28 protein-coding genes, 1 tRNA gene and 1 other RNA gene are annotated in these 26,408 nt (G+C 61.4%); 15 read left to right on the top strand and 15 right to left on the bottom strand.

What is annotated here, in order from left to right; genetic code table 11:
* Window positions 1-2: 2 nt before the first annotated feature.
* The 3 genes from RZS28_RS18305 to RZS28_RS18295 are packed head-to-tail and all read right to left on the bottom strand — an operon-like array spanning window position 3 to window position 1,989.
* Complete coding sequence (locus RZS28_RS18305) at window positions 3-557, bottom strand: dihydrofolate reductase (RefSeq protein ID WP_407339148.1); 555 nt, start codon at window positions 555-557, stop codon at window positions 3-5.
* Window positions 554-1,048, bottom strand: coding sequence for a GNAT family N-acetyltransferase (locus RZS28_RS18300; protein WP_407339147.1), 495 nt, complete (start codon window positions 1,046-1,048; stop codon window positions 554-556). Before RZS28_RS18300 ends, RZS28_RS18305 begins: the two co-directional genes overlap by 4 nt.
* On the bottom strand, window positions 1,045-1,989 hold the full coding sequence (locus RZS28_RS18295) for a DMT family transporter (RefSeq protein ID WP_407339146.1): 945 nt from the start codon (window positions 1,987-1,989) through the stop codon (window positions 1,045-1,047). The genes RZS28_RS18300 and RZS28_RS18295 overlap by 4 nt, the downstream gene beginning before the upstream one ends.
* A gap of 183 nt (window positions 1,990-2,172) precedes the next feature.
* Here RZS28_RS18295 and RZS28_RS18290 point away from each other — a divergent pair, with 183 nt between their 5' ends.
* A complete protein-coding gene (locus tag RZS28_RS18290) occupies window positions 2,173-3,033 on the top strand; it encodes a pirin family protein (RefSeq protein ID WP_407339145.1) in 861 nt (286 codons plus the stop codon).
* Between the two features lie 22 nt (window positions 3,034-3,055).
* Window positions 3,056-3,673 (top strand): NAD(P)H:quinone oxidoreductase, encoded by a 618-nt coding sequence (gene wrbA, locus RZS28_RS18285; protein WP_407339144.1) that lies wholly within the window; start codon window positions 3,056-3,058, stop codon window positions 3,671-3,673.
* Window positions 3,674-3,698: 25 nt separating this feature from the next.
* Here the strand turns inward: wrbA and RZS28_RS18280 are convergent, their stop codons facing one another.
* The 3 genes from RZS28_RS18280 to RZS28_RS18270 form a co-directional block, all read right to left on the bottom strand.
* Complete coding sequence (locus tag RZS28_RS18280; RefSeq protein ID WP_407339143.1) at window positions 3,699-4,658, bottom strand: hypothetical protein; 960 nt, start codon at window positions 4,656-4,658, stop codon at window positions 3,699-3,701.
* A gap of 210 nt (window positions 4,659-4,868) precedes the next feature.
* Window positions 4,869-5,678, bottom strand: coding sequence for a thymidylate synthase (locus RZS28_RS18275; RefSeq protein WP_407339142.1), 810 nt, complete (start codon window positions 5,676-5,678; stop codon window positions 4,869-4,871).
* Between the two features lie 12 nt (window positions 5,679-5,690).
* A complete protein-coding gene (locus RZS28_RS18270) occupies window positions 5,691-6,464 on the bottom strand; it encodes a CPBP family intramembrane glutamic endopeptidase (protein WP_407339141.1) in 774 nt (257 codons plus the stop codon).
* 35 nt (window positions 6,465-6,499) lie between these two features.
* Between RZS28_RS18270 and ssrA the strand changes: the two genes are divergently transcribed.
* The 4 genes from ssrA (at window position 6,500) to RZS28_RS18250 (ending at window position 7,933) form a co-directional block, all read left to right on the top strand.
* Window positions 6,500-6,862, top strand: a transfer-messenger RNA (tmRNA) gene (ssrA, locus tag RZS28_RS18265).
* A 54-nt stretch (window positions 6,863-6,916) separates the two neighbouring features.
* Window positions 6,917-7,495, top strand: coding sequence for an SspB family protein (locus RZS28_RS18260; RefSeq protein ID WP_407339140.1), 579 nt, complete (start codon window positions 6,917-6,919; stop codon window positions 7,493-7,495).
* A complete protein-coding gene (locus tag RZS28_RS18255; protein ID WP_407339139.1) occupies window positions 7,495-7,701 on the top strand; it encodes a DUF4169 family protein in 207 nt (68 codons plus the stop codon). Before RZS28_RS18260 ends, RZS28_RS18255 begins: the two co-directional genes overlap by 1 nt.
* Window positions 7,691-7,933 carry a ribbon-helix-helix domain-containing protein gene (locus RZS28_RS18250; protein ID WP_407339138.1) on the top strand — a complete coding sequence of 81 codons (243 nt, stop codon included), beginning with the start codon at window positions 7,691-7,693 and terminating at the stop codon, window positions 7,931-7,933. Before RZS28_RS18255 ends, RZS28_RS18250 begins: the two co-directional genes overlap by 11 nt.
* A 37-nt stretch (window positions 7,934-7,970) precedes the next feature.
* Here RZS28_RS18250 and RZS28_RS18245 read toward each other — a convergent pair whose 3' ends face one another.
* Window positions 7,971-11,438 (bottom strand): AsmA family protein, encoded by a 3,468-nt coding sequence (locus RZS28_RS18245; protein ID WP_407339137.1) that lies wholly within the window; start codon window positions 11,436-11,438, stop codon window positions 7,971-7,973.
* 64 nt (window positions 11,439-11,502) lie between these two features.
* Window positions 11,503-12,450, bottom strand: coding sequence for an aldo/keto reductase (locus RZS28_RS18240; RefSeq protein WP_407339136.1), 948 nt, complete (start codon window positions 12,448-12,450; stop codon window positions 11,503-11,505).
* 206 nt (window positions 12,451-12,656) lie between these two features.
* Here RZS28_RS18240 and RZS28_RS18235 point away from each other — a divergent pair, with 206 nt between their 5' ends.
* The 4 genes from RZS28_RS18235 (at window position 12,657) to RZS28_RS18220 (ending at window position 17,446) form a co-directional block, all read left to right on the top strand.
* On the top strand, window positions 12,657-12,908 hold the full coding sequence (locus tag RZS28_RS18235) for a DUF6516 family protein (protein WP_407339135.1): 252 nt from the start codon (window positions 12,657-12,659) through the stop codon (window positions 12,906-12,908).
* A gap of 20 nt (window positions 12,909-12,928) precedes the next feature.
* The gene (locus RZS28_RS18230; RefSeq protein WP_407339134.1) at window positions 12,929-13,276 is read left to right on the top strand and encodes a hypothetical protein; all 348 of its coding nucleotides are present in this window, start codon (window positions 12,929-12,931) and stop codon (window positions 13,274-13,276) included.
* Between the two features lie 330 nt (window positions 13,277-13,606).
* Window positions 13,607-15,832 (top strand): ATP-dependent helicase, encoded by a 2,226-nt coding sequence (locus RZS28_RS18225; protein WP_407341170.1) that lies wholly within the window; start codon window positions 13,607-13,609, stop codon window positions 15,830-15,832.
* A gap of 558 nt (window positions 15,833-16,390) precedes the next feature.
* Complete coding sequence (locus RZS28_RS18220) at window positions 16,391-17,446, top strand: glycosyltransferase family 4 protein (RefSeq protein ID WP_407339133.1); 1,056 nt, start codon at window positions 16,391-16,393, stop codon at window positions 17,444-17,446.
* A 132-nt stretch (window positions 17,447-17,578) separates the two neighbouring features.
* On the opposite strand, the gene RZS28_RS18215 is transcribed toward RZS28_RS18220, so the two are convergent.
* From RZS28_RS18215 to RZS28_RS18205, 3 genes are all read right to left on the bottom strand, one after another.
* Window positions 17,579-17,959 (bottom strand): tautomerase family protein, encoded by a 381-nt coding sequence (locus RZS28_RS18215; RefSeq protein WP_407339132.1) that lies wholly within the window; start codon window positions 17,957-17,959, stop codon window positions 17,579-17,581.
* 102 nt (window positions 17,960-18,061) lie between these two features.
* Window positions 18,062-18,457, bottom strand: coding sequence for a hypothetical protein (locus RZS28_RS18210; RefSeq protein ID WP_407339131.1), 396 nt, complete (start codon window positions 18,455-18,457; stop codon window positions 18,062-18,064).
* 54 nt (window positions 18,458-18,511) lie between these two features.
* A complete protein-coding gene (locus RZS28_RS18205; RefSeq protein ID WP_407341169.1) occupies window positions 18,512-19,945 on the bottom strand; it encodes an FAD-binding oxidoreductase in 1,434 nt (477 codons plus the stop codon).
* Between the two features lie 326 nt (window positions 19,946-20,271).
* Between RZS28_RS18205 and RZS28_RS18200 the strand changes: the two genes are divergently transcribed.
* Window positions 20,272-20,934: a hypothetical protein gene (locus tag RZS28_RS18200; RefSeq protein WP_407339130.1), complete on the top strand. Its 663-nt coding sequence runs from the start codon at window positions 20,272-20,274 to the stop codon at window positions 20,932-20,934.
* Between the two features lie 112 nt (window positions 20,935-21,046).
* Complete coding sequence (locus tag RZS28_RS18195) at window positions 21,047-21,283, top strand: hypothetical protein (RefSeq protein ID WP_407339129.1); 237 nt, start codon at window positions 21,047-21,049, stop codon at window positions 21,281-21,283.
* A 5-nt stretch (window positions 21,284-21,288) separates the two neighbouring features.
* Here the strand turns inward: RZS28_RS18195 and RZS28_RS18190 are convergent, their stop codons facing one another.
* The 3 genes from RZS28_RS18190 to RZS28_RS18180 form a co-directional block, all read right to left on the bottom strand.
* Window positions 21,289-22,224 (bottom strand): phage Gp37/Gp68 family protein, encoded by a 936-nt coding sequence (locus RZS28_RS18190; RefSeq protein ID WP_407339128.1) that lies wholly within the window; start codon window positions 22,222-22,224, stop codon window positions 21,289-21,291.
* Window positions 22,221-22,607 carry a hypothetical protein gene (locus RZS28_RS18185; RefSeq protein WP_407339127.1) on the bottom strand — a complete coding sequence of 129 codons (387 nt, stop codon included), beginning with the start codon at window positions 22,605-22,607 and terminating at the stop codon, window positions 22,221-22,223. Before RZS28_RS18185 ends, RZS28_RS18190 begins: the two co-directional genes overlap by 4 nt.
* An 83-nt stretch (window positions 22,608-22,690) precedes the next feature.
* Window positions 22,691-22,936, bottom strand: coding sequence for a hypothetical protein (locus RZS28_RS18180; RefSeq protein WP_407339126.1), 246 nt, complete (start codon window positions 22,934-22,936; stop codon window positions 22,691-22,693).
* A 245-nt stretch (window positions 22,937-23,181) separates the two neighbouring features.
* Between RZS28_RS18180 and RZS28_RS18175 the strand changes: the two genes are divergently transcribed.
* Window positions 23,182-23,259, top strand: a tRNA-Trp gene (locus tag RZS28_RS18175).
* Window positions 23,260-23,475: 216 nt separating this feature from the next.
* Here the strand turns inward: RZS28_RS18175 and RZS28_RS18170 are convergent.
* Entirely contained in the window at window positions 23,476-24,270 is a 795-nt protein-coding gene (locus RZS28_RS18170) for a DsbA family protein (protein ID WP_407339125.1), read from the bottom strand.
* Window positions 24,271-24,470: 200 nt separating this feature from the next.
* On the opposite strand from RZS28_RS18170, the gene RZS28_RS18165 reads away from it, so the two are divergent.
* Window positions 24,471-25,664 carry a pyridoxal phosphate-dependent aminotransferase gene (locus RZS28_RS18165; protein WP_407339124.1) on the top strand — a complete coding sequence of 398 codons (1,194 nt, stop codon included), beginning with the start codon at window positions 24,471-24,473 and terminating at the stop codon, window positions 25,662-25,664.
* Between the two features lie 223 nt (window positions 25,665-25,887).
* Window positions 25,888-26,400 carry a DUF1697 domain-containing protein gene (locus RZS28_RS18160; RefSeq protein ID WP_407339123.1) on the top strand — a complete coding sequence of 171 codons (513 nt, stop codon included), beginning with the start codon at window positions 25,888-25,890 and terminating at the stop codon, window positions 26,398-26,400.
* Window positions 26,401-26,408: the final 8 nt, after the last annotated feature.

Genomic DNA, 26,408 nt, shown 5'->3' with positions numbered 1-26,408 from the left:
GTTTATTCGCCCCTTGCTTGCCACTTCAACCGTCGGCGAAAATCGACGAAGGCGAAGGTTGTCTCATCCATGGCCATGGGCTCCGGCGCGACGCGTCGCTCCTCCACCCAGGCCGACCAGTCGATCGCCGGAAAGCGCACATCGCCTTGCGGCTCAAGATCAACGAAAGTGAGATGCATGCGCGCGGCGCGATCGATCAAAATTTCGTAGAGATCGCCGCCGCCCGCCACGATGACTTCCTCGGCGTCCATGGCGGCGGCCCGCTCCTGCGCCAAAGCCAGAGCTGCGTCGAGTTCATGCGCAATGTGGACGCCAGGCGCGTTCCCCGCGCCTGCCGAAGGATCGAAATCCCGATCGCGGGTAATGACGATCGTCTCGCGCCCCGGCAAAGGCTGTCCGATCGACTGAAAGGTCTTGCGGCCCATCAGCAAGGGTTTGCCCATTGTGATGGCTCGAAACCGTTTGAGGTCGCTCGGCAAACGCCAAGGCATGCGGTTGCCGTCGCCGATCACGCCGTTCTTGGCGATCGCGGCGACGATCGCGAGCGGCGCCGTCATCGGCGCAAGGGCGCCGTCCGGCCGAGCCGCGACAGCGCTTCCCCTTCGAGGCGGCAATTCGTCCATTGCTCCATTCTTCGCGCGCCGAGCCTCTCATAAAAGGCGATCGATGGTTCGTTCCAGTCGAGCACGGACCATTCGAGCCGGGCGAGCTTTTCAGCGGCGCAGCGGCGCGCGAGCGAGGCGATGAGCTCCTTGCCGAAGCCTTGGCCGCGAAAGGCCGGACGGACGAAAAGATCCTCGATCCAGATCCCATGCCGGCCGCGAAAGGTCGAGAAGGAATAAAACCACACCGACATGCCGACCGCTTCGCCTTGATGTTCGGCGATGTCGCAAAACGCCCGCGGGTCCCGGCAAAACAACGCCGCCGCGAGGGTCTCGCGGGTGGCGTCGACCTCGCTTTCAAGTCTCTCATATTTGGCGAGTTCGACGACGAGCGCGAAAACGAGCGCCGCGTCCGCGGGATTGGCCGGGCGAATGAGGGCGCTCAATTTTTGCCAGCGCGCAAAAAGATGAAAAGTCCAGCGGCGACGATCAGGCCCGAGCCAAGCATGGTGCGCAGGCTTGGAATCTCATTGAAGATCACGATGCCGGACAGGGTCGCCCAGAGGAGGGCCGTATAGCCGAAGGGCGCGATAATATTGGCCGGAGCCGCCGTATAAGCGCGAATGAGGCAGAAATGGCTCGCGACCCCGAGCAATCCAAGCATCAGCATCAAGGACGCATCCGCCCAGGTTGGCAGGACTCCGTAAAAGGGCAGAAAAGGACTGCAGAAGATGACGCCGGCGACCGCCGAATAAAACAAGGTCGTCATCGGCGGGTCGGCGAAATGGAGCATTCTGGTCGCTATCTGATAAAGGGCGTTGCACAGCGCGGCGAGGAATGGAAAGGCCATCGCAAGCGAAAAATCCACTCCCGCCTCGCTGACGATGACCCATACGCCGCTCATTCCGGCGAGAACGCTGAGCCACCCGGTCAAGCCAACTTTTTCGCCGAGCGTGAGGACCGCGAGAGCGGTGACGAGGACAGGCGCAACCGACATGACCGCGGAGACATCGACGAAAGGCATGATTCGCATCGCCAGCATGCCGAACAGCGTTATGGCGAGAAGCAGGCTCGAGCGCGCGAGCTGCAAAACCGGCCGGCGCGACGACATCAGGCGGGGATCGCGCTGGGCGAGAAAGCAGGTCACCAAAACCAAATGAATGGAATAGCGCGCCCAGGCGATTTCCGTCGCCGGATAGGCGTGCAGAAGATATTTGGCCGTCGAGTCCTGGCACACGAAGAGGCCGGTCGAGACCAGCATCCAAATGATTCCGGTTCCGATCGACGTTCTGTGCGGCTCGGCGAGCGAGACCGCGAGCGACGCCGGAGCGTCAAAGGCGCGAGGATCGCTCGGGCGCTCGGCGGCGGCCGGGGAGGAAAGCGGCATGCGAGGGGAATCCGGCTGGGCTCAAGATGGTGATTGGAGGGGTCTTTTACCCTATTTCACGTCAAACGGCAGAGGCTAACTCAGCAAGCCTGAGCGGGGCCTTTGTGCGGGATGGTCCGCCAGACGGGATTTGATTGGGCGCCGCGATCGCCTATTTATCGCTTGTCTGACGCGGAGCATCATGTGAGCGGCCTCGAGAAGAATTCGCAGGGACGGAAAGTCATCTGGTCGGGGCAGGGCATGGCGACGAGCGACGGCGCCGGCGTGAGATTGACGCGCATCATCGGCCAGCGCGATCTCCCGGACCTCGATCCTTTTCTTCTGTTGGACGAATTCAGCTCGGACGACCCCAAGGCCTATATCGCGGGATTTCCCGATCATCCGCATCGCGGCTTCGAGACCGTGACCTATATGCTGGCCGGGCGCATGCGCCATCGAGACAACAAAGGCCATGAAGGCCTGTTGAGGCCGGGCTCGGTGCAATGGATGACGGCGGGGCGAGGAATCGTGCATTCCGAAATGCCGGAGCAGGAAGAGGGCCTGCTGCGCGGCTTCCAGCTTTGGATCAACTTGCCCGCGCGCGAAAAGCTGCGGCCGCCGCGCTATCAGGAATTTGCCCCCGAGCGCATTCCGTCAGCCGACGTCGGCGTCGGAGCAAGCGCCAAAATCCTAGCTGGCCACATCGGAGGCGCACATGGCCTGATCGAGGCCGGAGCGACGCAACCTTTTTATTTCGATCTGGTTTTTCGAGATGCGGCGGCCGCCGAAATCCCGCTTCCTGAGGATCATTCGGGTTTTGTCTATGTCTATGAGGGAGATCTGGGAATTGGCGAAGTCGCGCCTTATCGGCTCGCGCGCGGCGATCTCGGCGTTCTGTCCAGCGGCGCATCGGTCCGGCTCGCGGCGGGCGCCGCCGGGGCGCGGGCGCTCCTTGTAGGAGGCAAGCCTATTGGCGAGCCGATCGTGAGATATGGCCCCTTCGTCATGAATACGCGGGAAGAAGTGTGCGAAGCCATGGCCGATTTCCAGGCCGGTCGTTTTTGAGATCTTGGACTTCGGAGGGGTTATGGCGGACGTGAAGGTCCTGATTGCGTTTTATTCCCGCACGGGCGTGACCGAGGCGCTCGCCGCGGCCATCGCCGAAGGCGCCGAGGCAGAGGGTGCTGAGGTGCGCCGGCGTCGCGCGCGGGAAGTCGTGAGCGCGGAGGTGATGGCGCTCGCGCCGGGCTGGGCTGAGGCGGCCCAGGCGATGAATGCGCGCTATGACGCGCCGACAGCGGCGGACGCCGAATGGGCCGACGCCCTCGTCATGGGAACGCCGACGCGTTTCGGCGCGATCTCGTCCGAGCTCAAAGCCTATATCGATGGTCTCGGCGGTCTTTGGGTCCAAGGCAAATTGAACGGCAAGGCGGGCGGCGTGTTCTGCTCGACCTCGACGACCCATGGCGGCAATGAGTCGACCTTGCTCTCCATGTACAATCCTTTGGCCCATCTCGGCTTCATCATCGTGCCGACGGGCTATGCCGACCCCTCCCTCTACAAGGCGGGGACGCCTTATGGCGCGAGCTCCGTCTCGCACAACGAGGCGTCGCCGCCCACGGCCGACGATCTCGACGTCGCGCGTTTCCAAGGGCGCAGGGTGGCCGCCGTCGCCAAGGCTTTGAAGGCGGCTGGGGTGAAATAGGCCGCAGCCTTTGGCGAAGCGAAGATCATCCCTTCGGCGCGGCAGCTTGGATCTTGGGCAATTCCACCCCATTAAGCCGGGCAATCAGCCATTTCGTCAGCGCCGGCGCTGCGTATTTCGCCACCATGGCGGAGGCAAGGAACATATCGGCGAGAGGCGCAATATCGTTCCCGAGCACGACCCAGGCGAGCGTGATCGTGCGGGTTCCGCTGATGAGGCCCGCCGTCAACGCCGGCGTCCGGCCGCTGCGCCAGAACAATAACGCGCCAAGAAATTGGAAGCCCAGCAGGAGCGCGAAGGAAAGCAGGATGAGCTCCAGCACCAAGCGCGGCTGGGCCGCGAAATTTGCGTTCATCCCGCGCATCGAGCCAAGCCCGGCCAGGAACAGGGCAAGCACCGCGACCCCTGTCATCGCTTCGGGATTCTCTCGCACGAACCTGGCGGCGAATCGCTTCACGGTAACGGCGGCGAGGAAGGCTCCGCCGACGATAATGACCAGGCGCAGGCTTACGTCGAGCGGATCGAAGGCGAGCTGGTATCCGCCCATGGCGGCGGCAAGCGGCGGCAAGTAGAAGGGCGTCGCCGCGGTGGCGGCGATGGTGGCGAGCAGGGCGATCGTCGTGTTGAGCCCAAGGATCGCGGCGAACGGAACGCAGGCCGGGCTGGTCGGAACGAGCGCCCAGAAGATCAGCCCTTGCGCCAGGCCAGGACTTGGCTTGAAGAGAACGATGAGGGAAAAGACCGCCAGCGGCACACCAAACGTGGCCCAGGCCAGCATCAGCAGGGTGCGCCTGGCGTGGGCGGTTTCAACCCGAAACGAATTTGGGTCGAACTTGAGGAACGAGCCGAAGGTGAAGACAAAGATTGCAAAGGCCAAATAAGGCCTTGCGAGATCGGAAAGTTCGGGAACGCCGAAGCCCAGGACGACGCCGCCGATGACGACCAGCGCGCCGTTTCGCCCTGCGAATTGCAGTATATTTTTCATAAGCTGGCCCCTGAAGGAATTAGGCGATGGCCAACGGGTTTTTCTCCTGTGCAAGCGAGAAATTCACCAAGACCCGTCCGATTGGTCTTTTTGCATCCGTCAACCACAGCGCCGTCGTCGACCGTTGCAAAAATCGTTCATAGGCGGCGTGCGCAGCCGCACCATCAAACGCCTGCTCATAGACTTCGCTATTGCTGAGAAGCGACGGCCTCACACCGCGACCGGCGCCTTGATCAGGGGATGCGGGTCGTAATTCTCGATCGCAATGTCTTCGAAGCGGAAATCGAAGATCGATTTGACCTTTGGGTTCAAAGCGAGCCGGGGCAGGGGCCGCGGCTCCCGCGCGAGCTGGAGGCGGGCTTGTTCCAGATGGTTCAGATAAAGATGGGCGTCGCCAAAAGTGTGAATGAATTCGCCCGGCTTAAGCCCGCAGACATGGGCGATCATTTCGGTCAGAAGCGCGTAGCTTGCGATGTTGAAAGGCACGCCCAAAAATGCGTCGCCGGAGCGCTGGTAGAGCTGGCAGGAAAGTCGCCTTTCGCCGTCCTCGCCCTCGGCGACATGAAATTGAAACAGGCAATGACAGGGCGCGAGCGCCATCGCGGGGAGATCGGCCGGATTCCAGGCCGAGACGATCAGGCGCCGGGAGAAGGGATTGCGCCGGATCTCCTCTACGACGTCTGAAATCTGATCGATGGCCCGGCCATCGGGCGCCTGCCATGAGCGCCATTGCTTGCCGTAAATCGGCCCGAGGTCGCCATCGGCCTTGGCCCATTCGTCCCAGATGCCAACGCCATGCGCCTTCAGATAGGCGATATTGGTGTCGCCGCGCAGAAACCAGAGAAGCTCATGGACGATGGATGTCCAATGCAGCTTCTTGGTGGTGACGAGCGGAAATCCCTTAGCCAGATCGAAGCGCATCTGATGCCCGAAAATCGAGCGGGTTCCGGTCCCGGTGCGGTCGGCTTTCGCCCCGCCTTCGGACAGGATCTTGTCGAGGAGATCGAGATAGGGGCGCATGCGCGAACCTTGCTAATCGGGAAAGCTGAGGCAGACCGCGATGAAATTATTCAGGGCGTGCAAGGCGATCGACGATTTGACGCTGCCGGTGAGCTCGCGAAGCGCGCCTAGCGCGAGGCCGACGGGAAAGACTGCGAGCGCGTAAACATGCGTGCTGTCATAGTGCATCCCGGCGAAGACTGCGGAACTGATCAAGACGGTCGTAACAAAGCTGAAATCGCGGCGTAAATTGGTGAAGATCCAGCCGCGAAAGACGAGCTCCTCCGTGACCGGCGCAAAGACCACAGCGAGGAGCGCCAGAAGCGCCGCTCCGGCCCCGTCCTTCGGCGTCGTGAGCCAGTTTCGCGTGTCCGGGGAGAAATAGGCGATGGCGAAATCGGCTGCGAAACTATAGGCTAGCGTTGCCCCGACAAGCAGCCAAAAGCTGCGCCGGCGCAGCCAAGAGACCCAGGGACGCCAGGCGACGAGGTCAAGCCAATCAGCGCCGCCGCGAAGGCGCGCCACGAGCAGAACCGCGAGGCCGACGGCGAGATAAGTCAGGGAAGAGGCCGCCAGGCCCAGATAGGTCAAGGCCTCGCTGTTTCGGTTCGAGATCGCCGACCTGACGCGCTCCTCGAGGGGCCGGCTGAGCGGCCAATGGGCCAGAATCGCATCTGCAACCGCGGCGAGCATGACCGTCAGGAGGAAGAGAATAATGGCGACCCCGACGATCACGATGAGGCTGAGGCAGAGCTCAAAAATAGCGTAAGCCTTTGATTTTATAGTTTTTTGTGCGAGTTCGGCCAAGCTGCTCTCCGCTTTCGTTCGGGCTTTGCCCCATTCGCCTTTGTAAATATCCCAGCAATGCTTATATTCGATCCGCCGCGCACTTGCGGCTACGGCGATAAACGGCGTCGAAATAAGCTCTTCGGACCCGGGGGCGGTACCCGGCGCCTCCACCAAAATCCGTCTTGAGGGAATAGGCGGGTTTTGGCGGGGGCGAAATAGGTTCGACGGGGAGTGTAAAGGACTGTCTTTCGCTCGGCATGGTTCCGCCGTCATCGGGCCGAACTTTATAGTTGCCAACGACAACTATGCTCCGGTGGCCGTTGCTGCGTAATGCGGCAATAGTACCGAAATCAAAGTCCTTAGGGGTAGCACTCTAAGGCGGGGCTCGGAGGCGCCTGGCAACAGAAGCCTCCACTTCTTTTTGGTCCTGGACCTTATGCGCTTCGAAACCTTTGCTTGGACTTGATGGCATGGCGACCGATCTGATCCGCTACGATGTTCTGGTCCAGGATGCGTTGCGCGGCGTCGTGAAAAAGGTCCTCTCCGATCTTGCGCGAGACGGGCTCGTTGGGGACCATCACTTCTACATCACCTTTCGCACCCATGCGCGGGGGGTGCGGCTGTCCACGCGGATGCGCGAGCGCTATCCGGACGAGATGACGATTATTCTGCAGCACCAGTTCTGGGACTTGAGCGTCAGCGATCACGCTTTTGAAGTCGGCCTGTCGTTCAAGAACATCCCGGAAATGCTGCTCATTCCATTCGACGCCATCACCCGCTTTTCCGATCCTTCCGTCGAGTTTGACTTGAAATTCGAGCTCGAGGACGAAGCGGTCGAGGCCAGCGCCAATGACGCCGGGTCGCCGCAGGAGCAGGGCCATTCGCCCGCCGCGCTCGAGACGCCCCCTTTGGCGGCGCATGCGCCAGATGCGGAAAAGGCTAGGTTGCGCGACCGCGCGACTGAGTCTCTGGAAGACAACGCCGGCGGCGCGTCGCAGTCGGGCGAAGCCAATGTCGTTTCGATCGACGCTTTTCGCAAGAAGACCTGATGGGCGAGATCGTCAATCTTCGCCGCGCCCGCAAGGCCAAGGCGCGGGCGGACTCTACAAACGAAGCCGCGGCCAATCGGACCAAGTTTGGCCGGAGCCGCAGCGAACGCGACGCTGCGCAAGCGGCGCAGACAGCGGAAGCGCGCCGCCTCGACGGGCATAGACGCCAGATCCCCGAAGGTTCGACCGACGGCCATGGAGCCTGACGCAAAGTCCGAGGCGTCGAGCGCGATCGTCAAACATTCGCTCGCCATCGCCGGCCACCGCACCAGCATCTCACTTGAACACGCGTTTTGGGAAGGCCTCAAGTCGATCGCCACCGAGCGCGGCCTGTCGCTCGCCACCCTTGTGGCGAGAATCGACGCCGAACGCGGCGACGCCAATCTTTCGTCGGCGATTCGAGTCTTCGTTCTAAATTGGGCAAGGTCTCCGCACTGAAGCCTCGCACGCTCGGCACTCCCGCCTGCCGGCCTGCTCAATTTGTCGCGCCGGCCGCCTCTTCCTTTTTGAGCCGCTCGCGCTCGCGCCGCTGCTCCGATAAGAGCCGCTCATTGAAATCGGCGCGTTCATGAAAGTCGGACTCATAAGCTTCGATCCGCGCGCTTTCCCGCATGATGGCCCGCGCGGCCAGCGCATTGGCGAAGGCAGTCGCGTCAATCTCGCGGACCGGATGCGATAAAGGACCCTTCAGCGTCAGCGAAATCTGCGGCGGCGGGCCGCTCCAATCCTTGGCCGGCGCATTCAGGGCGATGGTCAGGCGCTCGTCGAGAGTTGCGTCGCGCAGATCGATCGACGCGGAAACGGCAGCGGTCACGGATTGATCCTGCGCGACAGGATCGGGCCTCGGATCGCTGGTTGGCGTGGGCGAGAAACGCAGGACGCCAGAGGCGACGCCAAGGTCGAAATCGCGGATTCCGAGCACTAAAGCCGCATGCTGGAATTCATTCGCCAAGGCTTGCGAAACCTCTCTTTGTCCGAGCGAGATGCGATTCTGCTCGCTCGCCGCAAAGACGCGCGCGAGCGCTGAAGGATCGCAGTTCGGCAGGACGTAATCGGCGATTGTCGCATGCCCCACGCCGGCGAGCCCCGCCATGAGCGTCTCGGCGCTTCGCCCGGCGCCCGCAAGGTCAAAGCCGGCGCTGATCCGCCCGCGCCCTCCTGGCAGATCGAAGGCGTAATCATCAAGTGCGACCTGAGCCTTAAGCGCCGTGGTTGCGCCCTCGCGCCGCAGCTCGAACGCGCCGGTCGCGCTTCCCTCTCCGAGCTTCAGCGCGAAATCGCGAAGGCCAAGAAGGCCCGGCGCAATCTCGAGCGTCATTTTTGCGGGCTTTGCGGAAACGCCTGCGAGAAGATCCAGACGCCCGACCGTCAGACTAAGATTGCCCGCAGGCAAATCGAAGGAGGCTGCGGGAAACTGCAGGCTCGACCAGAGCGCGCCGGCCTTGGCGGGCTCTGGCGGCCCCAGCAGCAAGCTAAAAAGCGCGGTGGCGGACAGTGCGTCGATGTTGATCGTTCCGCTCAGCATCTTGTCGGCGCTGGACTGTCTTTCATAGGCAAGCGTTCCGCCGAGGCCAACGCCGGCGAAGCTGCCCTTGAAATCATGAAACTCGATCCCGTCTTCGCCCCAGATGACAGCGCCGGACATGTCGGCGGGAAGCTTTGTTGTGAGGTCCGGCAGAGCGAGCCCGGAGGCGCGCAGCAAAGGCGCCAGATCCGCGCCCGCGAGGCGCAGGCGGCCAGCCGCTGAAGGCGCCTTTAGATCGGCGATCACCTGCCCCTGAAAGTCGAAATCTGTTCCTGCGAGCGCGGCCTTGATGCGCGCATCTAACGGTTGACCACGCTGGCCGCGCGCCGTGATCTCGACATGACCCGGGCCGAGCCTGTCGGTCGCAGCCGAAGGCGCGAGCAGGCGCAAGAGCGCCTGGCTATCTTTGGCGTCGAGGCGAGCAGCAGCCTTGATGGTCCCCGCCTGCGTCATATCCGGGCCGATTGTCGCCGCGACTTGGGTCTCGCTGATTTTTCCCTTGAGGGTCAGGGCCGTGACAGCAAACCCCTCGCCGCTGTCGGCGGCCTCCGCCATCAAGCTGAAATCCGCCGGCGAACTGGCTTCTGCATGAGAGGCGATAAGCTCCAGCGCCGGGCTAGGGGCGATCTCGGCGATGAGAGCGGCGAACGCATCGAGGCGCGGCGCTTCGATTCTGGCGTCGAGACGCGCGTCCTGATCCGAAAGCGCGCCGCTTGCGGTCACGACGCCGCCGCCCGATCCTTCCCAGGTGAACTCTTCGAGCTCGATCTTTTCATCGGTCTTCTCGAGCTTGAGGTCGAGGCGGCCGAGATCATCCACGGCCGGTCCGGCGCCGCCGAATGTCAGCGCGTCCGCATCGAGCCGAAGCGAAAGATCCGTATGCGCCAGGAGGTCCTTCGCCGGTCGGAGATCGGGCAGGACGGCGAGATCGAGCGAAGCCGCGACGAGATCGGCCGCAAGGCGCGGGGGCCGCGTCTCCGTCTCGGGCGCATATTCGATCGTGCCGGTAAAACTCGATTGATCGAGTCTAAGGTCGAGATCGTTGATGAGAACGCCGGCGCCGGCGACATGCGCTTCGCCGGCAAGATCAACAGCGTGAAACGGCAGGCGGCGCGCTTGGCCTCGTTGTGGCGCATTCGCCATGAGCCAATTCATAAATCTTGGCGCATTGTCTGCGCTCGCGCGAATCTTGCCGGTAAAGTCCGGCGTCTGTCCAAATTGCAATTGGCCATCAAGAAAGAGGCGGGATTGGCCTGGCCCATGGACTTCGAAGCGAAGCCGAGCCGCCTGCGCGTCGCCGAAGGCGAGGGTCGCGGAGAGATCTCGGAAGCTTTCGCCGCCGAGCGATGCGGCGTCGGAGGTCCAGCTCAGGACACAGGGCAGGGGCGTAGCGTCGACGAGCGAACCCCCCATAAGCGCGGCGATGCTCTTTGCGAATGATTGCGGGGTGGCAGGCGCGCCCGTGAAGGAAAGCCAATGATCGAGGTCGATCTGACTTGAGCGCAAGCTCATGCTCGCCCTGGGCGCGGCGGAATAATCGAGTTCCGCTTCGCCGGTCGCGCCCAAGGTCCGAGTTTCATCGTCAGCGCGCAGCTCTAGGGTTTTGAGCCGGGCCTTGCGCGCATCGGCCTCAAGCGCGCCCGTGAGGCGCCAGGGCGGGGCGCTCCCAATGCCGCCGCGCCTGTCGGATTCGAGCTTGAGCGCGCCGGTGAATTTTGGCGATACGCCGCCATTGGCGCCTGAGGCCAAGGATAGGGCGCCATCGAAATCGGCGCGGGGGCGTGAGGCGCTTGCATCGACGACAAGCTTGATCGGAACCCGGTTTTCCTCAACTGCGCTGGCTGCAAATTGGAACGCAGTTTTCTCGCCCGCGATTTCAAGCGCGCCATCGCCCTTGTATGGACCGAGCAGCGATTTCGCCTGGGCGTCGAGCGCAATCTCTTCAAGGGCGAAGCTGCGGCGCTCGGCGGGATCATGGACGGCCAAAGTCCCGTCTCTGATTGCGATGCGCTCGAACCGGATGTTCGCCTCCGAGGCCGGCAGTTGAGGCAACTTTGGAAAAGAACCGTCTGCGTCGAGAGTCAGATCAAGGCGCGGCTTTTCGAGCTGCGCCTCCAGAAAATCGATCTCGCCGCGCAGCAGCGGTGCGACGGCGATTTCGAGCCGGAGTTTTGCAGCGGAAAGACGCAGCGGCGAGGCGTTGTCGCCAATCTCGACAGTATCGACAGCCAGATAAGGGCTCGGCAACAATCTAAGATCGACCGCGCCGCGAATTGTTACGCGCGCGCCCACCGCCTGAGACAAGCGCGCCTCGATGACGCCCCGCTCCGCGCTCCAATCGATGAAATAGGGTCCGACCAAGGCGGCGGTCAGGATGAGGATTAACAGAAGAGCAAGGGCGGTCAGACTGTCGCGCAAGGTCGTCTAATCTGTTCGGCCGGTCGCCGCGCCGCGCGGGCGATCATCTACCTTAAGATGCGCCTCATGCGCTGACCTTGTCCAGCCGATCCAGCGCCGCCGCGTCGAGCTTGATCGACGCCGCTTTGGCTATTTCGTCGAATTGCGCCACGCTCGTCGCGCTGACGATCGGCGCCGTGACGCCCGGCTGCGCGATGAGCCAGGCGAGCGCGATCTGCGCCGGAGTCGCGCTATAGCGCGCCGCGACTTTGTCGAGCGCTGCGAGAATGTCGAAGCCGCGCGGGTCAAGATAATGAGCGACGGTTTTGCCGCGCGACTTGCCCTCGATATCTTCTAGCTTGCGATATTTGCCGGTGAGGAACCCGGCGGCCAAAGCGTAATAGGGGATGACGCCTATGCCTTCAGCGATGCAGAACTTTTGCAGCTCGCCCTCGAACAGCGCGCGATAGGCCAGATTATAATGCGGCTGCAGGCTCGTGTAGCGTGGCAGCCCCTTGGCCTTGCTCACGGCCAAGGCGTCGGTCAGCCGCGAGGCCACATAGTTGGAGGCGCCGATGGCGCGCACCTTGCCCGCCTGCACGAGGCTCGCGAAAGCTTCAAGCGTCTCCTCAAGCGGCGTCCAGACATCGTCGGCGTGAGCTTGGTAAAGGTCGATGTGGTCCGTTTGCAAGCGGCGCAGCGAGGCTTCGGCCGATTGGATGATATGGCTCTTGGACAGGCCTTTGCCGCCGGACTTCATATCCATGCCGACCTTGGTCGCGATGAGGATTTTTCCGCGGTCGCCGCCGCGCTGCAGCCATTTGCCGATGATTGTCTCCGACTCGCCGCCCTGATGGCCCTCGACCCAGATCGAATAGACATCGGCCGTGTCGATCAGGTTGAAACCCTGATCGACGAAGGCGTCGATGATCGAGAAGGAAGTCGCCTCGTCCGCCGTCCAGCCGAAAACATTGCCGCCAAGCGCGAGCGGGGCGACGGTGAGGCCGGAGTCACCGAGTTTTCGCTGTTCCATGAGAATGCTCCAAATCGCGGATCGGCGTTGCGCCAAATCGATTCCGGGGAGCGATCACATTATAGAGCAATGAACAGGCTCGCCACTGCCGGCGTCGGCCAAAGCAGATGCGTGCGATAGGCGCTTGTGACTCTTGACGACATAGGCCTAACTATGACAATATATGTCATATGCCGCCGGCTACGCTCATCCTACATCGCAAGCGCTTGTACGATGACGACGCCATAGTGGAAATGAAGCTTTGGCTCGTGCCAAACGCCGTGCCGGGATCAAAGCACAGTTTCAAGTACAGCCTGTATTATGGTCGCCATGGCGAACGTCTGATCGGCTACGACAACGAGACAGGCAAAGGCGATCATCGGCACTATGGCGACTCTGAACAAGCCTATCGGTTCACGACGCCGGAGCAGTTGATGGCCGATTTTCTGGCCGATGTGCATGCGCTGCGTGACCGTTGAAGGAGAGGAGAGAGGGCGCCATGAGCGATGTAAAGCTGATCGTCGGAGGCGGTCTCGAAGATGACGCGGCGGCCTTTGTCGATGCGTGGCGGCGCGCTGAACGCGGCGAGGAGGTGCGCGAGCGGGCGCTCGTATTCGAGAGCTGGGAAGCCTTGGCGAAGGTGCTGACAGGCGAGCGTGTCCGGTTGCTGAAACATGTGCATGCCCATCCGGAGCCGTCCGTCTCGGCGCTCGCGCGTTCTCTCGGTCGCCAATATCGGCGCGTGCATGCCGATGTCGCCGCGCTGGAGGCGGCGGGACTTCTTGCTCGTCCCGGAGGCGCCGTGCATGCGACGGCGGACACTTTGAAGGCTGATATTCGTCTTTGAGCGAAACCCCATAAGTCTTGATTTCTGCAACAGAGCTCGATGCCGTTAAGTCCGCTTCCTTGCAAATCCTTCCGCATCGCGAAATTGACCGGCTCCCCATATTAGGCGCAAAGATTGGGACCCTGTCGATTTGGCGCATAATGCGTAAGCGCTCACTGATTCGCTTCAGCCGCGCGGGAGCCTTAACCCCTTGACCGATCCTTTTTCGCTCGCCGATCTTGACGCCCCCGCGCCCCGCGCAGGCGGGATCGCCGCGCGCGCGCGGCGGCGGCGGGCGGACAGCGCTATCTCGACGGGTTGAACGCCGAGCAGCGCGCTGCTGTCGAGGCGATGGATGGGCCGGTTCTGGTGCTCGCCGGCGCGGGCACGGGCAAGACGCGGGTTCTCACCACGAAAATCGCCCATATCATCAGCCAAGGCCGCGCCCGCGCGCATGAGATCCTGGCCGTCACCTTCACCAATAAGGCCGCGCGGGAAATGCGGGAGCGCGTCGCCGCGCTCGCGGGCCCCGTCGCCGAAGGCATGCCCTGGCTCGGCACGTTTCACGCCATTTCGACCAAGATCCTGCGCCGCCACGCCGAACTGGTCGGCCTCAAATCCAGCTTCACCATTCTCGACACGGACGACCAGATCCGCTTGCTGAAGCAGGTCCTGCAAGCCGAGAACGTGGACGATAAACGTTGGCCCGCCCGCGCGCTCGCCTATCAAATCGACGCCTGGAAAAATCGCGGGCTCGATCCGGCGCATGTGCCCGCGGGCGAGGCCGCCGCTTTCGCGAATGGCAAGGGCGGCCTGCTCTATGCGCTGTATCAGGAGCGTTTGAAAGTTCTGAACGCCGCCGATTTCGGCGATCTTCTGCTGGAATCCTTGCGGCTGCTCCGCGACAATCCCGATGTCCTGAAACAATATCAGGACCGTTTCCACTACATGCTCGTTGATGAATATCAGGACACCAACAGCGTCCAATATTTGTGGTTGAGGCTTCTCGCGCAGGGGCGGCGCAATGTCTGCTGCGTCGGCGACGACGATCAGTCGATCTATGGCTGGCGCGGCGCCGATGTCGATAATATTCTGCGGTTCGAAACGGATTTTCCGGGCGCCAAGATCATCCGGCTCGAACGCAATTACCGCTCCACCGGCCATATTCTGAGCGTGGCCGCCTCTCTCATCGCACATAACCAGGGACGCCTCGGCAAGACCCTCTTCACTGATGGCGAGCTCGGCGAAAAGCCGACCGTCGCCGGCGTCTGGGATTCGGAAGAGGAGGCCCGCGCGATTGGCGAAGAGATCGAGCAATTGACGCGCGCGGGCCATGGTTTCGAGGAGATCGCTATCCTGGTGCGCGCCTCGTTTCAGATGCGCGAATTCGAGGAGCGCTTCATCACTTTGGGTCTGCCTTACCGCGTGATCGGCGGCCCGAGATTCTACGAACGCGCCGAAATTCGCGACGCGCTCGCCTATCTGCGTTGCGTCGCGCAGCCGGCCGATGATCTCGCCTTCGAGCGCATCTTCAATCTGCCGAAACGCGGCCTTGGCGACGCCACCTTGCAGCTTCTCTATGATCACGCGCGGCGCGAGCGCATCCCTTTGATGCGCGCCGCGCAAAACATGGTCGAGACCGAGGAGTTGAAGCCGAAGCAGCGCCAGACCTTGCGCAGTCTTCTGACCGATTTCGTCCGCTGGGCGGCTTTGATCGATGTGAAGCCGCAAGGCGAGCTCGCCGAGATCATCCTTGAGGAATCCGGCTATACCGACATGTGGCGGAAGGACCGCACAGCCGAGGCCGCGGGCCGACTCGAAAACTTGAAGGAGCTCGTCCGCTCGATGGAGGAGTTTCCGGATCTCGCCGGTTTTCTCGAACATATTTCGCTGGTGATGGAGGCCGAAAACAAGGACGCCGAGGCGCGCTTGTCCATCATGACCTTGCACGCGGCGAAAGGGCTTGAATTCGAAACCGTCTTTCTGCCCGGCTGGGAGGAGGGGCTGTTTCCGCATCAGCGCTCGCTCGACGAATCGGGGCGCGCCGGCCTCGAGGAGGAAAGGCGCCTCGCCTATGTCGGGCTCACGCGGGCGAAGCTCAGGGCGAAAATTTATTTCGCGACCAACCGGCGCATCCATGGGCTTTGGCAGACGACGATTCCCTCGCGCTTTCTCGATGAATTGCCGGCCGACCATGTCGACGTCGTCGAAGCAGCTTCGGGCTCCGCCTATGGCGGCTATGCGCAATCGCGATTCGCGAACATGGACAGCTATGCCTCATCCTATTCGACGCCGGGATGGCAGCGCGCCCAGCAGCGCCGGGCCGAGGACGCCAAGCAAGGACAGGACAAAGGAAGCTCGTTCAAGGAGAGCAGAGCGCGGCGCGGGCCTATGCAGATCGAGGGCGAGCTTGTCGCGAGTTCGGGCGCATCCTCGGCCTTTGCGATTGGCGCGCGCGTGTTTCATGTCAAGTTCGGCTATGGCGAAGTAGCCGCCGTCGACGGCAACAAGCTGACCGTGGATTTCGACAAGGCCGGCCGCAAGATGGTGCTCGAGAGTTTCGTCCAGGCCGGATAGCATTTAAGGGAAATAAAACAACCGCCGCTATCGGGTCGCGGACTGGATAGAGGAGGGCGGTCGAGGGTTTTATCCAGGCCGGTAGACCCAATTTGAAATGAGACGGAGACAAACGGCTTGTCGATCTCGGCTAGCGCGGGGAAGGGGCTGTTTGTTTCTGACCCCCTCTAGCGACCGCTCGGTGCAACGCAACAATTTTACTATGCAGATAAGGTTTCATGCAATATAAAGCTGCCGCTCGCTTGGGTTAAGCGGAGGCTGATATGACCCTTGTTGATAACCAGCAAATAATTGATATATTTGTTGATCTTTCATCAAAAGACTTTGTGGAGTGTCTTAATAACGGACGTGAAGTCTTTAGAATAGAAACATATGATGGTCGATTTACATATCGCTGTCACGGACATAAAAATCAAAGCTATAACATAACCTATTGTGAAGACAGAGCTGAACGAAAGGCTCGGAAGTCTTTTTGTAGGCGGTTCGATTTTTCTCGAAATTCGATTTCCCTCGCGCCGAAGGGCGCGCGTTGGCGCATTTTGGAGATATAAGTTCGCCATGCGCATCCTTCATTTGATCAAGCATTGCGACCATGGCCATGGCAATGTTCACTTCGCCGTCGATCTCGCCTGTGCGCAAGCGCGGAGGGGACACGAGGTCCTTTTCGCAAGCGGCGGAGGCTATTATGCGCCCCTTCTCGACTCGGAGGGCGTGCGGCGCGCGGAAATCCGTCAGGAGAGCAGGCTGCTTTCGGTGCTACGAAATCTCGCCGCATTGGTTCGTCTCTGCTGGCGGTTCAAGCCGGATGTCATCCACGCGCATATGATGTCGAGCGCGGTCTTCGGCTATTTCGCCTCCAAGCTGACCGGCGCGCCGCTTGTGACCACAATGCACAATTCCTTCGACGGCCATTCGGGTCTCATGCGTCTCGGCCGCATTGTCGTGGCGGTCAGCAGCGCCGAACGAGACTTTCTCCTGACTCGGGGGTTCAGTCCGGATCAGGTTGTCGTCATTCTGAACGGCCCTAACGGCTCCCCGCGCGAGAATTTTAGACCGACAATCGAACCGGCGCTCGCCACGCCTTCGATCGCTACTGTCTGCGGTTTGCATCAGCGCAAGGGCGTGCATGATCTTATCGCCGCCTTCGCTGAGGTCCTCCGCGATTTTCCCGACTGGCGCCTCAACATTATCGGAGAGGGTCCAGATCGCGAGAAATTGGAGGCGTTGGCGCGCGAGCTGGGAGTGTCGCAGTCGACGCATTTTCTGGGATCGATATTTGCGCCAAAGAAGCTGTTGCAGCGATCCGATATTTTTGTCATGGCCTCCTACGCCGAACCCTTTGGTCTTGCGATTGCCGAAGCGCGGGCGGCTGGCTGCGCAATTGTCGCCACTGATGTAGGCGGAATTCCGGAGCTTCTGGCTTATGGAAAGGCCGGTCAATTGGTCGAACCGGGCCACCCTGAGCAAATAGCTGCGGCGTTGCGCAAATTGATGCAGGATGAAAACGCGCTGCGTGACTGGCGCCTGAGGTCGAAGAGCGGGGCGGACTATTTCAACGTCGATCGCGTCGCGGAAGATTATGACAAAGTGTATGCGAAGCTAAAGCGCCATTAGGCGCCAACCGCCGAGTTCTGGATTTCTGCCAAATAGCATTCAATTCCTGCTCTACGCTGTGCGCTACGCCTTCGCTGCAACGCCACGGAAAGAGGCGAGAGCCGCGCCAGCGGCTCAGGTCTTTTGTTTCGTTCAGCCATATTGTGCGACGCCGTTTCCGAAGGACCAGTTTTCTTTCGCGACTTCCACCAGATTCACAAACACATTCTCTGGCCTCACGCCCGGGCTCTTCGCCAACAGCTCGGCGATGCGGGCGTAAAAAGCCTTCTTCTTGTCGAGCGTGCGCGTGTTGTTCGCCGTGATCTGAATGATCACGATGTCGTCGTCGCGCGCGATGCCGAGATAGCTTTTGCTGTAGAGAAAATTATCCGGCTCATATTCGTCGATCGTCATAAAGCGATCGTCTTCCGGCACGTCGAAAGTCTCGATCATCGCGCGATAAACGCTGTCGAGAATCGCGCGCCGATACTCGGGGGACTTGCCCTTAAGAAGGGAAATTCGGGTGAGCGGCATGAGGCGCTAGGCTCCTTGTTGGAAACTCACGAAAAGCGAAACGTGATCCGCGTCGGCGTTCTCGAATTTCGAAATGTCGAACAACGCCTTCAAGAACATGCTCTAGAGCTGCGGTTGGCGGCCGCCGCGTCCACGGTCGCCAGGCTGCGGCGACTGCGCCTTCTCTGGCTGGGTCGGATTTTCATTTATCGTGACGGCGGCGGCCCAAAAACAATCGAGCCCGCCCGTCGGGCGAACGCACATATATTGACCGTCCTTCTTATCGATCGTAACGGCCATGCCCTTCGACAGGGAGGAGCAGTCGCCTGCAGCGACCTTGGATGTCTTGAACTTGTCGAGTCCGGAAGCGTCGTTCTTTGAGATGAATTCGAACACCTTTTTGGAATCCGCCTCATCCTTGCAGGCGGTGATCGGCGCCGCCACGCTCGCCGCCAACGCCGCCGTCGGCAAGAGCAGTGCGAGGCTTGCAATAAATCGACAATTGTTTCTTCGTTGCATGGTCCTGGTCGTAACGGTCACGAGGCGCAGTCCAACTTCGGCCGATGCAAGCCCTTATAGCATTTTGCCGGGATTGAGAATTCCCTTCGGGTCGAGCGTATGCTTCAACGCGCGCATGACCTCCAACGCCACCTTGTCTTTCACATTCGGCAGGAGATGACGCTTCAATTGGCCGATGCCATGTTCGGCTGAAATCGAACCTCGATGCGCCGTCACAATCGCGTGAACGATCGCGTTGATCTCGTCCCACCGGGCGAGAAACGCGGCTTTGTCGGCGCCGATCGGCTGCGACACATTGAAGTGAATATTGCCGTCGCCGAGATGGCCAAAGGGCACTGGCCGCGCGCCGGGAATCGCCGCCGACACCGCGCGTTCCGCCTCTTCGACGAAAGTTGGGACATCCGCCACCGGAACGCTGATGTCATGCTTGATTGAGCCGCCTTCGAGGCGCTGAACTTCCGACAAAAGCTCGCGCAGCTTCCAGAACGCTTCGCGCTGACCCTGCGAAGCGGCGACTGCGGCGTCCTCGACAATGCCTTTCTCTGCGCCCGCAGCAAGCAGTTCAAGCAGGCGGCCTTCGAGACCCTCGGCGCGTTGCGAACTCAGTTCGAGCAGCACATGCCAAGCATGGCGTCCAGCCAAAACATCGCGGACGCCTTGCGCATGCTTGAGGACGAAATCGAGCCCGATGCGCGGGATGAGCTCGAAACTGGTGATCTCGCCCCCAGCCATATCCCTTGCAAGATCGAGCAGGGCAAGCGCCGACTGCGGCGAGGCGAGGCCCACGAAGGCGGTCGCGATGGCGCGCGGCTTCGGATAGAGCTTCAACACCGCGGCGGTGATGACTCCGAGCGTGCCTTCCGAGCCCATGAAAAGGTGCTTGAGGTCATAGCCGGTGTTGTCCTTCTTGAGCTTTGAAAGATCGGACAAGATCCTCCCGTCGGCGAGCACGACTTCGAGCCCGGTCACGAGATCGCGCGCATTGCCATAGGCGATGACGCCGGTTCCGCCCGCATTGGTCGCGAGATTGCCGCCAATGGTGCAGGAGCCTTCGGAGGCGAGGGAGAGCGGAAACCGGCGCCCGGCGCGCTCAGCGGCCTCCTGCGCATGAGCCAAGGTCATTCCCGCCTCGACGGTCATCGTGTTGGACGAGAGATCGATCTCGCGCAGGGCTTGCATCCGGCCGAGCCAAAGGACGAGCGCGTCGCCGCGCGCGTCGGGAATCTGGCCGCCGACGAGACCGGTGTTTCCGCCTTGCGGGACGACTGGCGTCGCCGTCTGATGGCAAAGTTCGAGTATGGCCGCGACCTCCGCCGTCGAGCCCGCTCGGACCACGCAAATCGCCTTGCCGTGGAAGAGATCGCGCGGCTCGCGCAGGAAGCTCTCCATGTCTCTCGCGTCCGTGAGGACATTCGCGTCGCCGACGATCGCTTCGAGCCGAGCGATCAGATCGGCGGGCTCCAAGGTTCGAGATGCTGCGCTTTCCATGTCGGCTTTCGCCCCTTCGCTCGTTTCAAGGATGGACGCCGCCAAGAGATCACGCTCCTATATGGCGTTTGGCTCTTCGACTGTCAGCCGCGCCCGCCGGCTGGCGCTTGGGCTTCGCTTGCGGTATAAATGTTGCTTGGCGCAAGACCGATCATAGACCGCGCAGGCAAGACCCGCCGCCGGATTGGCGAGATTCTCCAGAAGCGTGGCGCCCCCCATCCTAGCACCCGATTGAGCGGGCCTCCATTCGCCATGAAATGCGGATAGGCGCGGCCATGCGGCCGGAAGCGGAAACGCTCGAGAGATCCTCGACAGGATTCGAAGCGATGAAGCTGTTTTTTATGTGCGGCTATTATTCCGACGCGGCGAATGAGTCCGCCGCGCGAACGCCGAACTATTGGGACGCCTATCGCTTTTGTCGCGCGGTGCGGTCCGGGCAATTCGAGCAGCCTTTCAACATTCATACGAAAAGCGACAAAATCCGCGTCGCCAAAGCCAATATCGGCCTGGCGCGCCGGGCCTATGGGAGGTTCATCGCCAAACGGATCGCGGAGGAAGGATCATGGTCGAACCCGCTCCTGGTTCCTATCCCCTCCGAAGACGCGCTGATCAACGCGAAGGAGTTTCGCTCGTGGGTCATGCTGAGCGAGGCGCTCGCGCCGATCGAGCTCAAATGGGCGCTTGTCGACGCGCTTTTATGGGTCGAGCCGCCGCCGCCCCTGGTGCAGGATGCGGACGTCGGGCAGCGCGATGAGATCGCCGGATTGATGACCTGTGATTTTCCCGTCAGCGGGCAGGCGATCGTGCTGGTTGACGATCTGGTTTCGACGGGAACCACCTTGCTGGCCGCGCGCGACCGTCTGCGGGCGGAAGGCGCGGTCGTTCTTGGCGCCATCGCCTGCGGACGCGTCATCGATGATTTCGACACGGAGGCCTTCGGGCGGCAGGAGATCTGGCTCGAGGACGTGGTCGCGGACGCCCACCGCTGAAGGTCTTTCGACCATGTGCACGGCCAATTGAAATCGGGCATGTTTCTTGATTCGTCGCGCTGAACGTCTCTGGAAAACAGTGCAACGAGCTGTAGAGCCAAGGTTGTAATTTATGGACACGGAAGCTGATTTTTCGGTCGAGCAGGCCGATGAAGAAACCATTCTGGTTCGGCATTGCCAGGAGGCGCACCGCTACGCCTTTTTCATTGTCGCCCAGGACGGCCGGCGCTGTCTCGGCGATGGGATCACGATTGGAAACAATGCAACCGTCAACGACGGCGCGAGCTTCAGCGGCGACGCCCGCGCTTTCGCCGAGGCTGCGGCCCGCGAGCGCAAGCTGATCGATTGAGTTGATCAGAGCCGTGGAGCGGGAAAGGCTTCGTGGAGGAGGCCGTCGAGAAAGCGGCTGGCGGGCCTTGCGCCGATCCGCTCCCAGCTCATTTTGTCCGTTGCCTGCGCCGAGTCGGCTTCGACGCCGGCCGCGGGGATATGCTCGCCCCATTGGCGCCAAAAGAAAGCCGCGCCGCTCTTGGCGCATTGGTCGCGGAGCGACCTCGCCCAATCCGGGTGGCAAGGCTGCGCCTCCGGGCCGGTTTCGCCGCCGGCGACAATCCAATCGAGCTTAGCGCCGGCGGAGCCATCCGGCGCGTCCCTGAGCCAGGTTCCGATCTTGAGATCGAGCGACTCGAGCAAGGGCTCGGCGGCGATCCACCGCACGGCGGCCGGCGTCTCAAGCAAGAGCGGGATGCGGCGATCGGCTTCTTTTTGATTTTCAGCAGTGACGCCGAGCCAGACATTGGGCAGCGGCCAGGCGTCGATCTTGTGGGGCGTCCCGTCTTTGGCCGCGATCGCCTCCATCGCGCCCGCGATCCGGCCGGGCGCAGCGGGGTCGGCGAGATAGGGCTGCATCGTTTTCGGCCGTTTGGTCAGGACCAAAAACGTGTGGCGCGGCGCGAGCGCCATGACTGCGAAGATGCGGTCGATCGTCTCCACGGGGAGAGATTCATGAAAGAGATCCGAAAGCGCGTTGACGAAGATTCGGCGGGGATTTTCCCACCCGAGAGGGAGCGCCAGCCGGTCTTCCAGAAGCGCGATCTGGCCGGTCCAGGCCGGGCCCTTCGGCCCGATCTCGGCGAAGCCATGTCCCCAAAGGCCGCTTTGCGACGAGGCGGCGGTCAAGGCTTCTGCGTAACAATGCCGGCAGGCCGCGCTTTTGCGCGTGCAGCCGGCGAGCGGATCCCAGGTCGCGTCCGCCCATTCCATTTCGAGGCGCGAATCCACGGCTTTCACCCTATGAAATCTTGGACGACATCGGAGAGAATGCGGTTCACGTCGTCGGTCGCCTTGACGGTGAATTCGGAGATTTTCTCTCCGGTCAATTTGTCGGTCAGCGCGAATTTCTCATGGCTGAAGCTTATGCGGTCGCCAACGATGGAGAAAGGAATGCTCAAGCCCGGCTTGCCCGGCCGAGAGGCGTCGAGCGTCCCTGAAACCTTGCGCTCCGCGACATTGACGTCCGGATTATTTACGACGAGCCCGAATTTCGGGCCGATCTCCTTTTGAATCATTTCGTTCAAAATGCCGACCCAGCGGAAGAAGCTGGCGAAATTCGCCTGCGCCTCGTGAATGAGGGCCTCCTCGTCCTGGCTCGTTCCCGATGCTGCTGACGTCATGGTTTGGCCTCGCCCATTCTTGGCCTATGAACCTTGCCGAAACGCAGCCCCATCAGGGGAGTCGCGCCAGGCGATCCAAGGCTTTAGTTGAAAATCGGAAGGCCGATGTAAGTGTCGTCGGCGCCGCCCCAGGCCTTGTGCAAGTCGAAACCCTCTTTCCACTTGGCGGATTCCATTTCATCGGCCGGTCGATGCGTGACCTTTGCTTCTTCGTTTCCGGCCAGAAGAAACTTCTTCGCGTTGCGGACGAAGCGATCGAGATCTTTCTTGTCATTTGGACGGATCACGCAACGCGGCGCCCCGTCGACCAGAATCATAGTTGGCAGCATGTTCCTCGCCTCCGCTAGGCGAGAATGCGGTCAAGGTCGCGTTTCTCGCCACGATGGTGCGGCTATTGCGATGCAATGATCGTGCAAGAAGCTGGACCTTCAACGGCGTCCGCGCTCTGATTGGCGAGATCGGGGGATATGGGCGGCGTGGCCTTAAGAGGGCGAGCGCCGCAATGGAAATGGCGGCTTTCGGCCTCCCGCGCTTGATTTGCGCCTGGGCTTCAAGCTAATGTCGCGCCGCGCGTAGGAGTGTAGCTCAATTTGGTTAGAGCACCGGTCTCCAAAACCGGGGGTTGGGGGTTCGAGTCCCTCCTCTCCTGCCAACAAAACCAAGAATTTGAGCGATTTTCCAATCTCCTTTTGACCACAGACGGCGCCCGGCCAACGCCTAACGGCAAATGACGTGGCCGCCGTCACGGGACCATCGAAGCCGCGGCGGCTTCCGACGCCTTGTCGGCAAGCCCTGAGGCTCGCTGACAATGGTCAGGCGCAATCGCCCTACGCACATTTGTCCTGTCGAGCGACCTGCGGCCGCGTGATCACGAACAGACCGCTTTGCCGCATTTCCTGACATTGACGACTTTGGCTTGCAAATCGTCATAGCCGACGGCGCCGACGACGACATCATCGCCGATGACATAGGTCGGCGTGCCGCTCACCTGAAGCGATTTGGCGAGGTTCACCGATTCGTCGACGCCGGCCGTCGCCGAAGGCGCAGCGGAGTCCTTGGCGAGCCTGTCCATGTCTACGCCGAGCTCCTTGGCGACTGCGAGCGCTTCGGCCTTGCCGACCTGACCGCGCGAGCCGAGGAGTTTCTGGTGAAACTCCCAGAATTTCTGGCCCTTGAGCTGATTGTTGGCGGCGTTCGCGATTCGCGCTGCTTCGACCGAGCCTGGCGCGAGAATGGGAAGGTCGCGCAAGACGACGCGCAGATCGGGATTATCCTTCATGAGCTTTGCAAGATCGCTCAAGGCGCGCTTACAATATCCGCAATTGTAATCAAAGAATTCGATCAAGGTGATCTTGCCGTTCGGATTGCCGATCACGGCTTGATTGGCGGCGCTGTAGAGCGGGCCTGATGGATTTCCGACAATTTCCTGGCGGGCCTTCGTTTCCGCGAGTTTCTCGCGCGCCTCAAGCTCGGTGAGCGCGTCGCGCAGAATTTCAGGCTTGGCCAGCAAATAGTCCTTGATAATCGATTCTACCTCGGCTTTCTGCCCCGGCGTGAACTCTTCCGCGCGCGCCGGAGCGGCCGCGAAGGCGAGAATGGCGAAGGCCAGCGCCGCGAATTGGCTGCGGCGGGGTCGGAAAAGCGCGGGGCTCGGCTGAAACATGTATCTTTCTCCTCGATATTGATCCGCAGCATAGAACGCCAGCTGACTTATGGGAATCTCGGGGGCTCGGCGCAAGGCGATCGAGCCGGCATATTCAAAGAAAAACGGAAGAGAGCCCCAAGCATGGACCTTCGCGTTGAAATTACGGCGTCCCGCCATCCCGCCGTCTTGAGAGACAATCAAACGGAAAGGGCCGGAAGATGACGACGCCCGCGCCGCGATGGAAAGCTCCCGCCCCGTTCAATGCGCCGGTCTCTCTCCGGGCCAATGTCGCTTCTTTTATGGCGCTCGACGTCATGGTCCGAGCGAGGCGAAGGGAGCAGGAGGGGCATGACATTGTTCATCTGGAGATTGGAGAGCCCGCCTCGCCGCCGCCGCGCGCGGTGCGCGAAGCCGCGATCGCCGCGCTCGACGGCCGCCCGATCGGCTATACCGAGGCGCTTGGCCGGCCGAGCCTGCGGGTCCGGATCGCGCGGCATTACCGCGACGCTTATGGCGTAGAGGTCGCGCCCGAACGGGTCGCGGTGACGACCGGCTCGTCCGGCGGTTTCGTGCTGGCTTTTCTGGCCTTGTTCGACGCCGGCGCGCGCGTCGCTGTCGCCGCACCGGGCTATCCGGCCTATCGCAACATTCTTGAGGCTTTAGGCATTGAGACGGTGACGATAGAGGCGCCGGAAGACACCCGCTTTGTCGTCACGGCGGCGATGGTCGAAGCCGCTCACGCCGAGAAAAAGCTCGATGGACTTCTGCTGATGAGCCCCGCCAATCCGACCGGAGCCATGATGAGCGGCGACGCCCTACGCGATATTTGCGCGACATGCGAGCGGCTGGGCATCGCGTTTATTTCCGACGAGGTCTATCATGGTCTGACCTATGGAGAGCCGGCCCAAACGGCGCTGCAATATTCGTCGCAGGCTGTCGTCGCCAATTCCTTCTCCAAATATTTCTGTATGACCGGCTGGCGAATTGGCTGGCTCGTGCTGCCCGATCATTTGGTTCGCCCAGTCGAGCGCTTGCATCAGAGCCTGGCGATCTCCGCCCCTTATTTGAGCCAGCTCGGCGCTGAGGCTGTCTTCGAGGCGCAAGCCGAGCTTGACGCCGCGCTTGCGCGCTATGCCAGCAACCGCGCGATTCTTCTGAACGAATTGCCGGGCATGGGGCTCGACCGGTTTCATCCCGCCGACGGAGCCTTTTATCTCTATGTCGACATCTCGCGGTTTAGCGGTGACTCGCTCGATTTTTGCGGGAAGATGCTAAATGAAATTGGCGTCGCGGCGACTCCCGGCCTCGATTTCGATCGCACCCGCGGCCATCACGCGGTGCGGTTCTCATTTGCAGGGTCGGAACGCGACGTCGTCGAGGCGTCGCGGCGGATGAAATCCTGGCTGCGGTGAGGACAAGCCCCGTGCGGAGCGAAAAGATTTCCAAGGCGAACTATACGCGCGAGCTAAATTGGCGGCGTGGCGGTTTGATCTTTATGTCTTCCACCTGTCGCAGAAGTTCAGGAATCTGATTTCACGCAGCAATGCGGCGGCCTGGCTGTGCGGCAGGCGAACTTTTGCTTGAAGCCGATCAGAGGCGTCATTTTCGGTTCTTGGGCGCAACGCCGAGATATCAATGACAGTTTTCGTCGCGCTACTACGCGCAATCAACGTCGGTGGGACAGGAACGCTGCCGATGAAGGAGCTATCCGTCCTGTGCACGGACCTCGGCCTTGATAAAGTGCGCACCTATATTCAAAGCGGAAACGTCGTCTTCGAGAGCCGCCTCTCCGAAGAAGGCGTCCGGCAAGCTTTGGAACAGTCTCTGACTGAGAGGATAGGCAAACGGATCGACGTGGTGGTTCGGACTGCTTCGGAGTTGCTGTCCGTCTTGGAAGCCAATCCATTCCCCGGCGCCCAACCCGCAAAGGTCGCTGTCGTTTTTTTATCCGATGCGGCGCACAAGGGACTGCTGGACAATTTGGCAATTCCAGGCGGAGAGGAAGTCCGAGCAGGTAAAAGAGAGATCTACATTCACTATCCCAATGGGATGGGAAGATCCAAGCTGAAGCTTCCCTCGTCGACGGGTGTGGTCACAGTCCGAAACATCAACACGGTGGCCAAATTGGTCGCCATGGCGACGGCGTAGCGCCGCCG

Source organism: Methylocapsa polymorpha, assembly GCF_045689225.1.
GTDB lineage: Bacteria > Pseudomonadota > Alphaproteobacteria > Rhizobiales > Beijerinckiaceae > Methylocapsa > Methylocapsa polymorpha.
The sequence above is the reverse complement of the archived record's forward strand: the minus strand, read 5'-3'. Positions and strand labels throughout refer to the sequence as shown.

Coding starts and splice junctions, on each gene's coding strand:
- RZS28_RS18240 (WP_407339136.1), bottom strand. CDS start 12,450: ATGGAACAGCGAAAACTCGGTGACTCCGGCCTCACCGTCGCCCCGCTC.
- RZS28_RS18200 (WP_407339130.1), top strand. CDS start 20,272: ATGAAGCTGTTTTTTATGTGCGGCTATTATTCCGACGCGGCGAATGAG.
- RZS28_RS18230 (WP_407339134.1), top strand. CDS start 12,929: ATGAGCGATGTAAAGCTGATCGTCGGAGGCGGTCTCGAAGATGACGCG.
- RZS28_RS18180 (WP_407339126.1), bottom strand. CDS start 22,936: ATGCTGCCAACTATGATTCTGGTCGACGGGGCGCCGCGTTGCGTGATC.
- RZS28_RS18260 (WP_407339140.1), top strand. CDS start 6,917: ATGGCGACCGATCTGATCCGCTACGATGTTCTGGTCCAGGATGCGTTG.
- RZS28_RS18250 (WP_407339138.1), top strand. CDS start 7,691: ATGGAGCCTGACGCAAAGTCCGAGGCGTCGAGCGCGATCGTCAAACAT.
- RZS28_RS18275 (WP_407339142.1), bottom strand. CDS start 5,678: ATGCGCCCCTATCTCGATCTCCTCGACAAGATCCTGTCCGAAGGCGGG.
- RZS28_RS18205 (WP_407341169.1), bottom strand. CDS start 19,945: ATGGAAAGCGCAGCATCTCGAACCTTGGAGCCCGCCGATCTGATCGCT.
- RZS28_RS18255 (WP_407339139.1), top strand. CDS start 7,495: ATGGGCGAGATCGTCAATCTTCGCCGCGCCCGCAAGGCCAAGGCGCGG.
- RZS28_RS18210 (WP_407339131.1), bottom strand. CDS start 18,457: ATGCAACGAAGAAACAATTGTCGATTTATTGCAAGCCTCGCACTGCTC.
- RZS28_RS18185 (WP_407339127.1), bottom strand. CDS start 22,607: ATGACGTCAGCAGCATCGGGAACGAGCCAGGACGAGGAGGCCCTCATT.
- RZS28_RS18220 (WP_407339133.1), top strand. CDS start 16,391: ATGCGCATCCTTCATTTGATCAAGCATTGCGACCATGGCCATGGCAAT.
- RZS28_RS18295 (WP_407339146.1), bottom strand. CDS start 1,989: ATGCCGCTTTCCTCCCCGGCCGCCGCCGAGCGCCCGAGCGATCCTCGC.
- RZS28_RS18305 (WP_407339148.1), bottom strand. CDS start 557: ATGACGGCGCCGCTCGCGATCGTCGCCGCGATCGCCAAGAACGGCGTG.
- RZS28_RS18195 (WP_407339129.1), top strand. CDS start 21,047: ATGGACACGGAAGCTGATTTTTCGGTCGAGCAGGCCGATGAAGAAACC.
- RZS28_RS18170 (WP_407339125.1), bottom strand. CDS start 24,270: ATGTTTCAGCCGAGCCCCGCGCTTTTCCGACCCCGCCGCAGCCAATTC.
- RZS28_RS18280 (WP_407339143.1), bottom strand. CDS start 4,658: ATGAAAAATATACTGCAATTCGCAGGGCGAAACGGCGCGCTGGTCGTC.
- RZS28_RS18160 (WP_407339123.1), top strand. CDS start 25,888: ATGACAGTTTTCGTCGCGCTACTACGCGCAATCAACGTCGGTGGGACA.
- wrbA (WP_407339144.1), top strand. CDS start 3,056: ATGGCGGACGTGAAGGTCCTGATTGCGTTTTATTCCCGCACGGGCGTG.
- RZS28_RS18215 (WP_407339132.1), bottom strand. CDS start 17,959: ATGCCGCTCACCCGAATTTCCCTTCTTAAGGGCAAGTCCCCCGAGTAT.
- RZS28_RS18225 (WP_407341170.1), top strand. CDS start 13,607: ATGGATGGGCCGGTTCTGGTGCTCGCCGGCGCGGGCACGGGCAAGACG.
- RZS28_RS18165 (WP_407339124.1), top strand. CDS start 24,471: ATGACGACGCCCGCGCCGCGATGGAAAGCTCCCGCCCCGTTCAATGCG.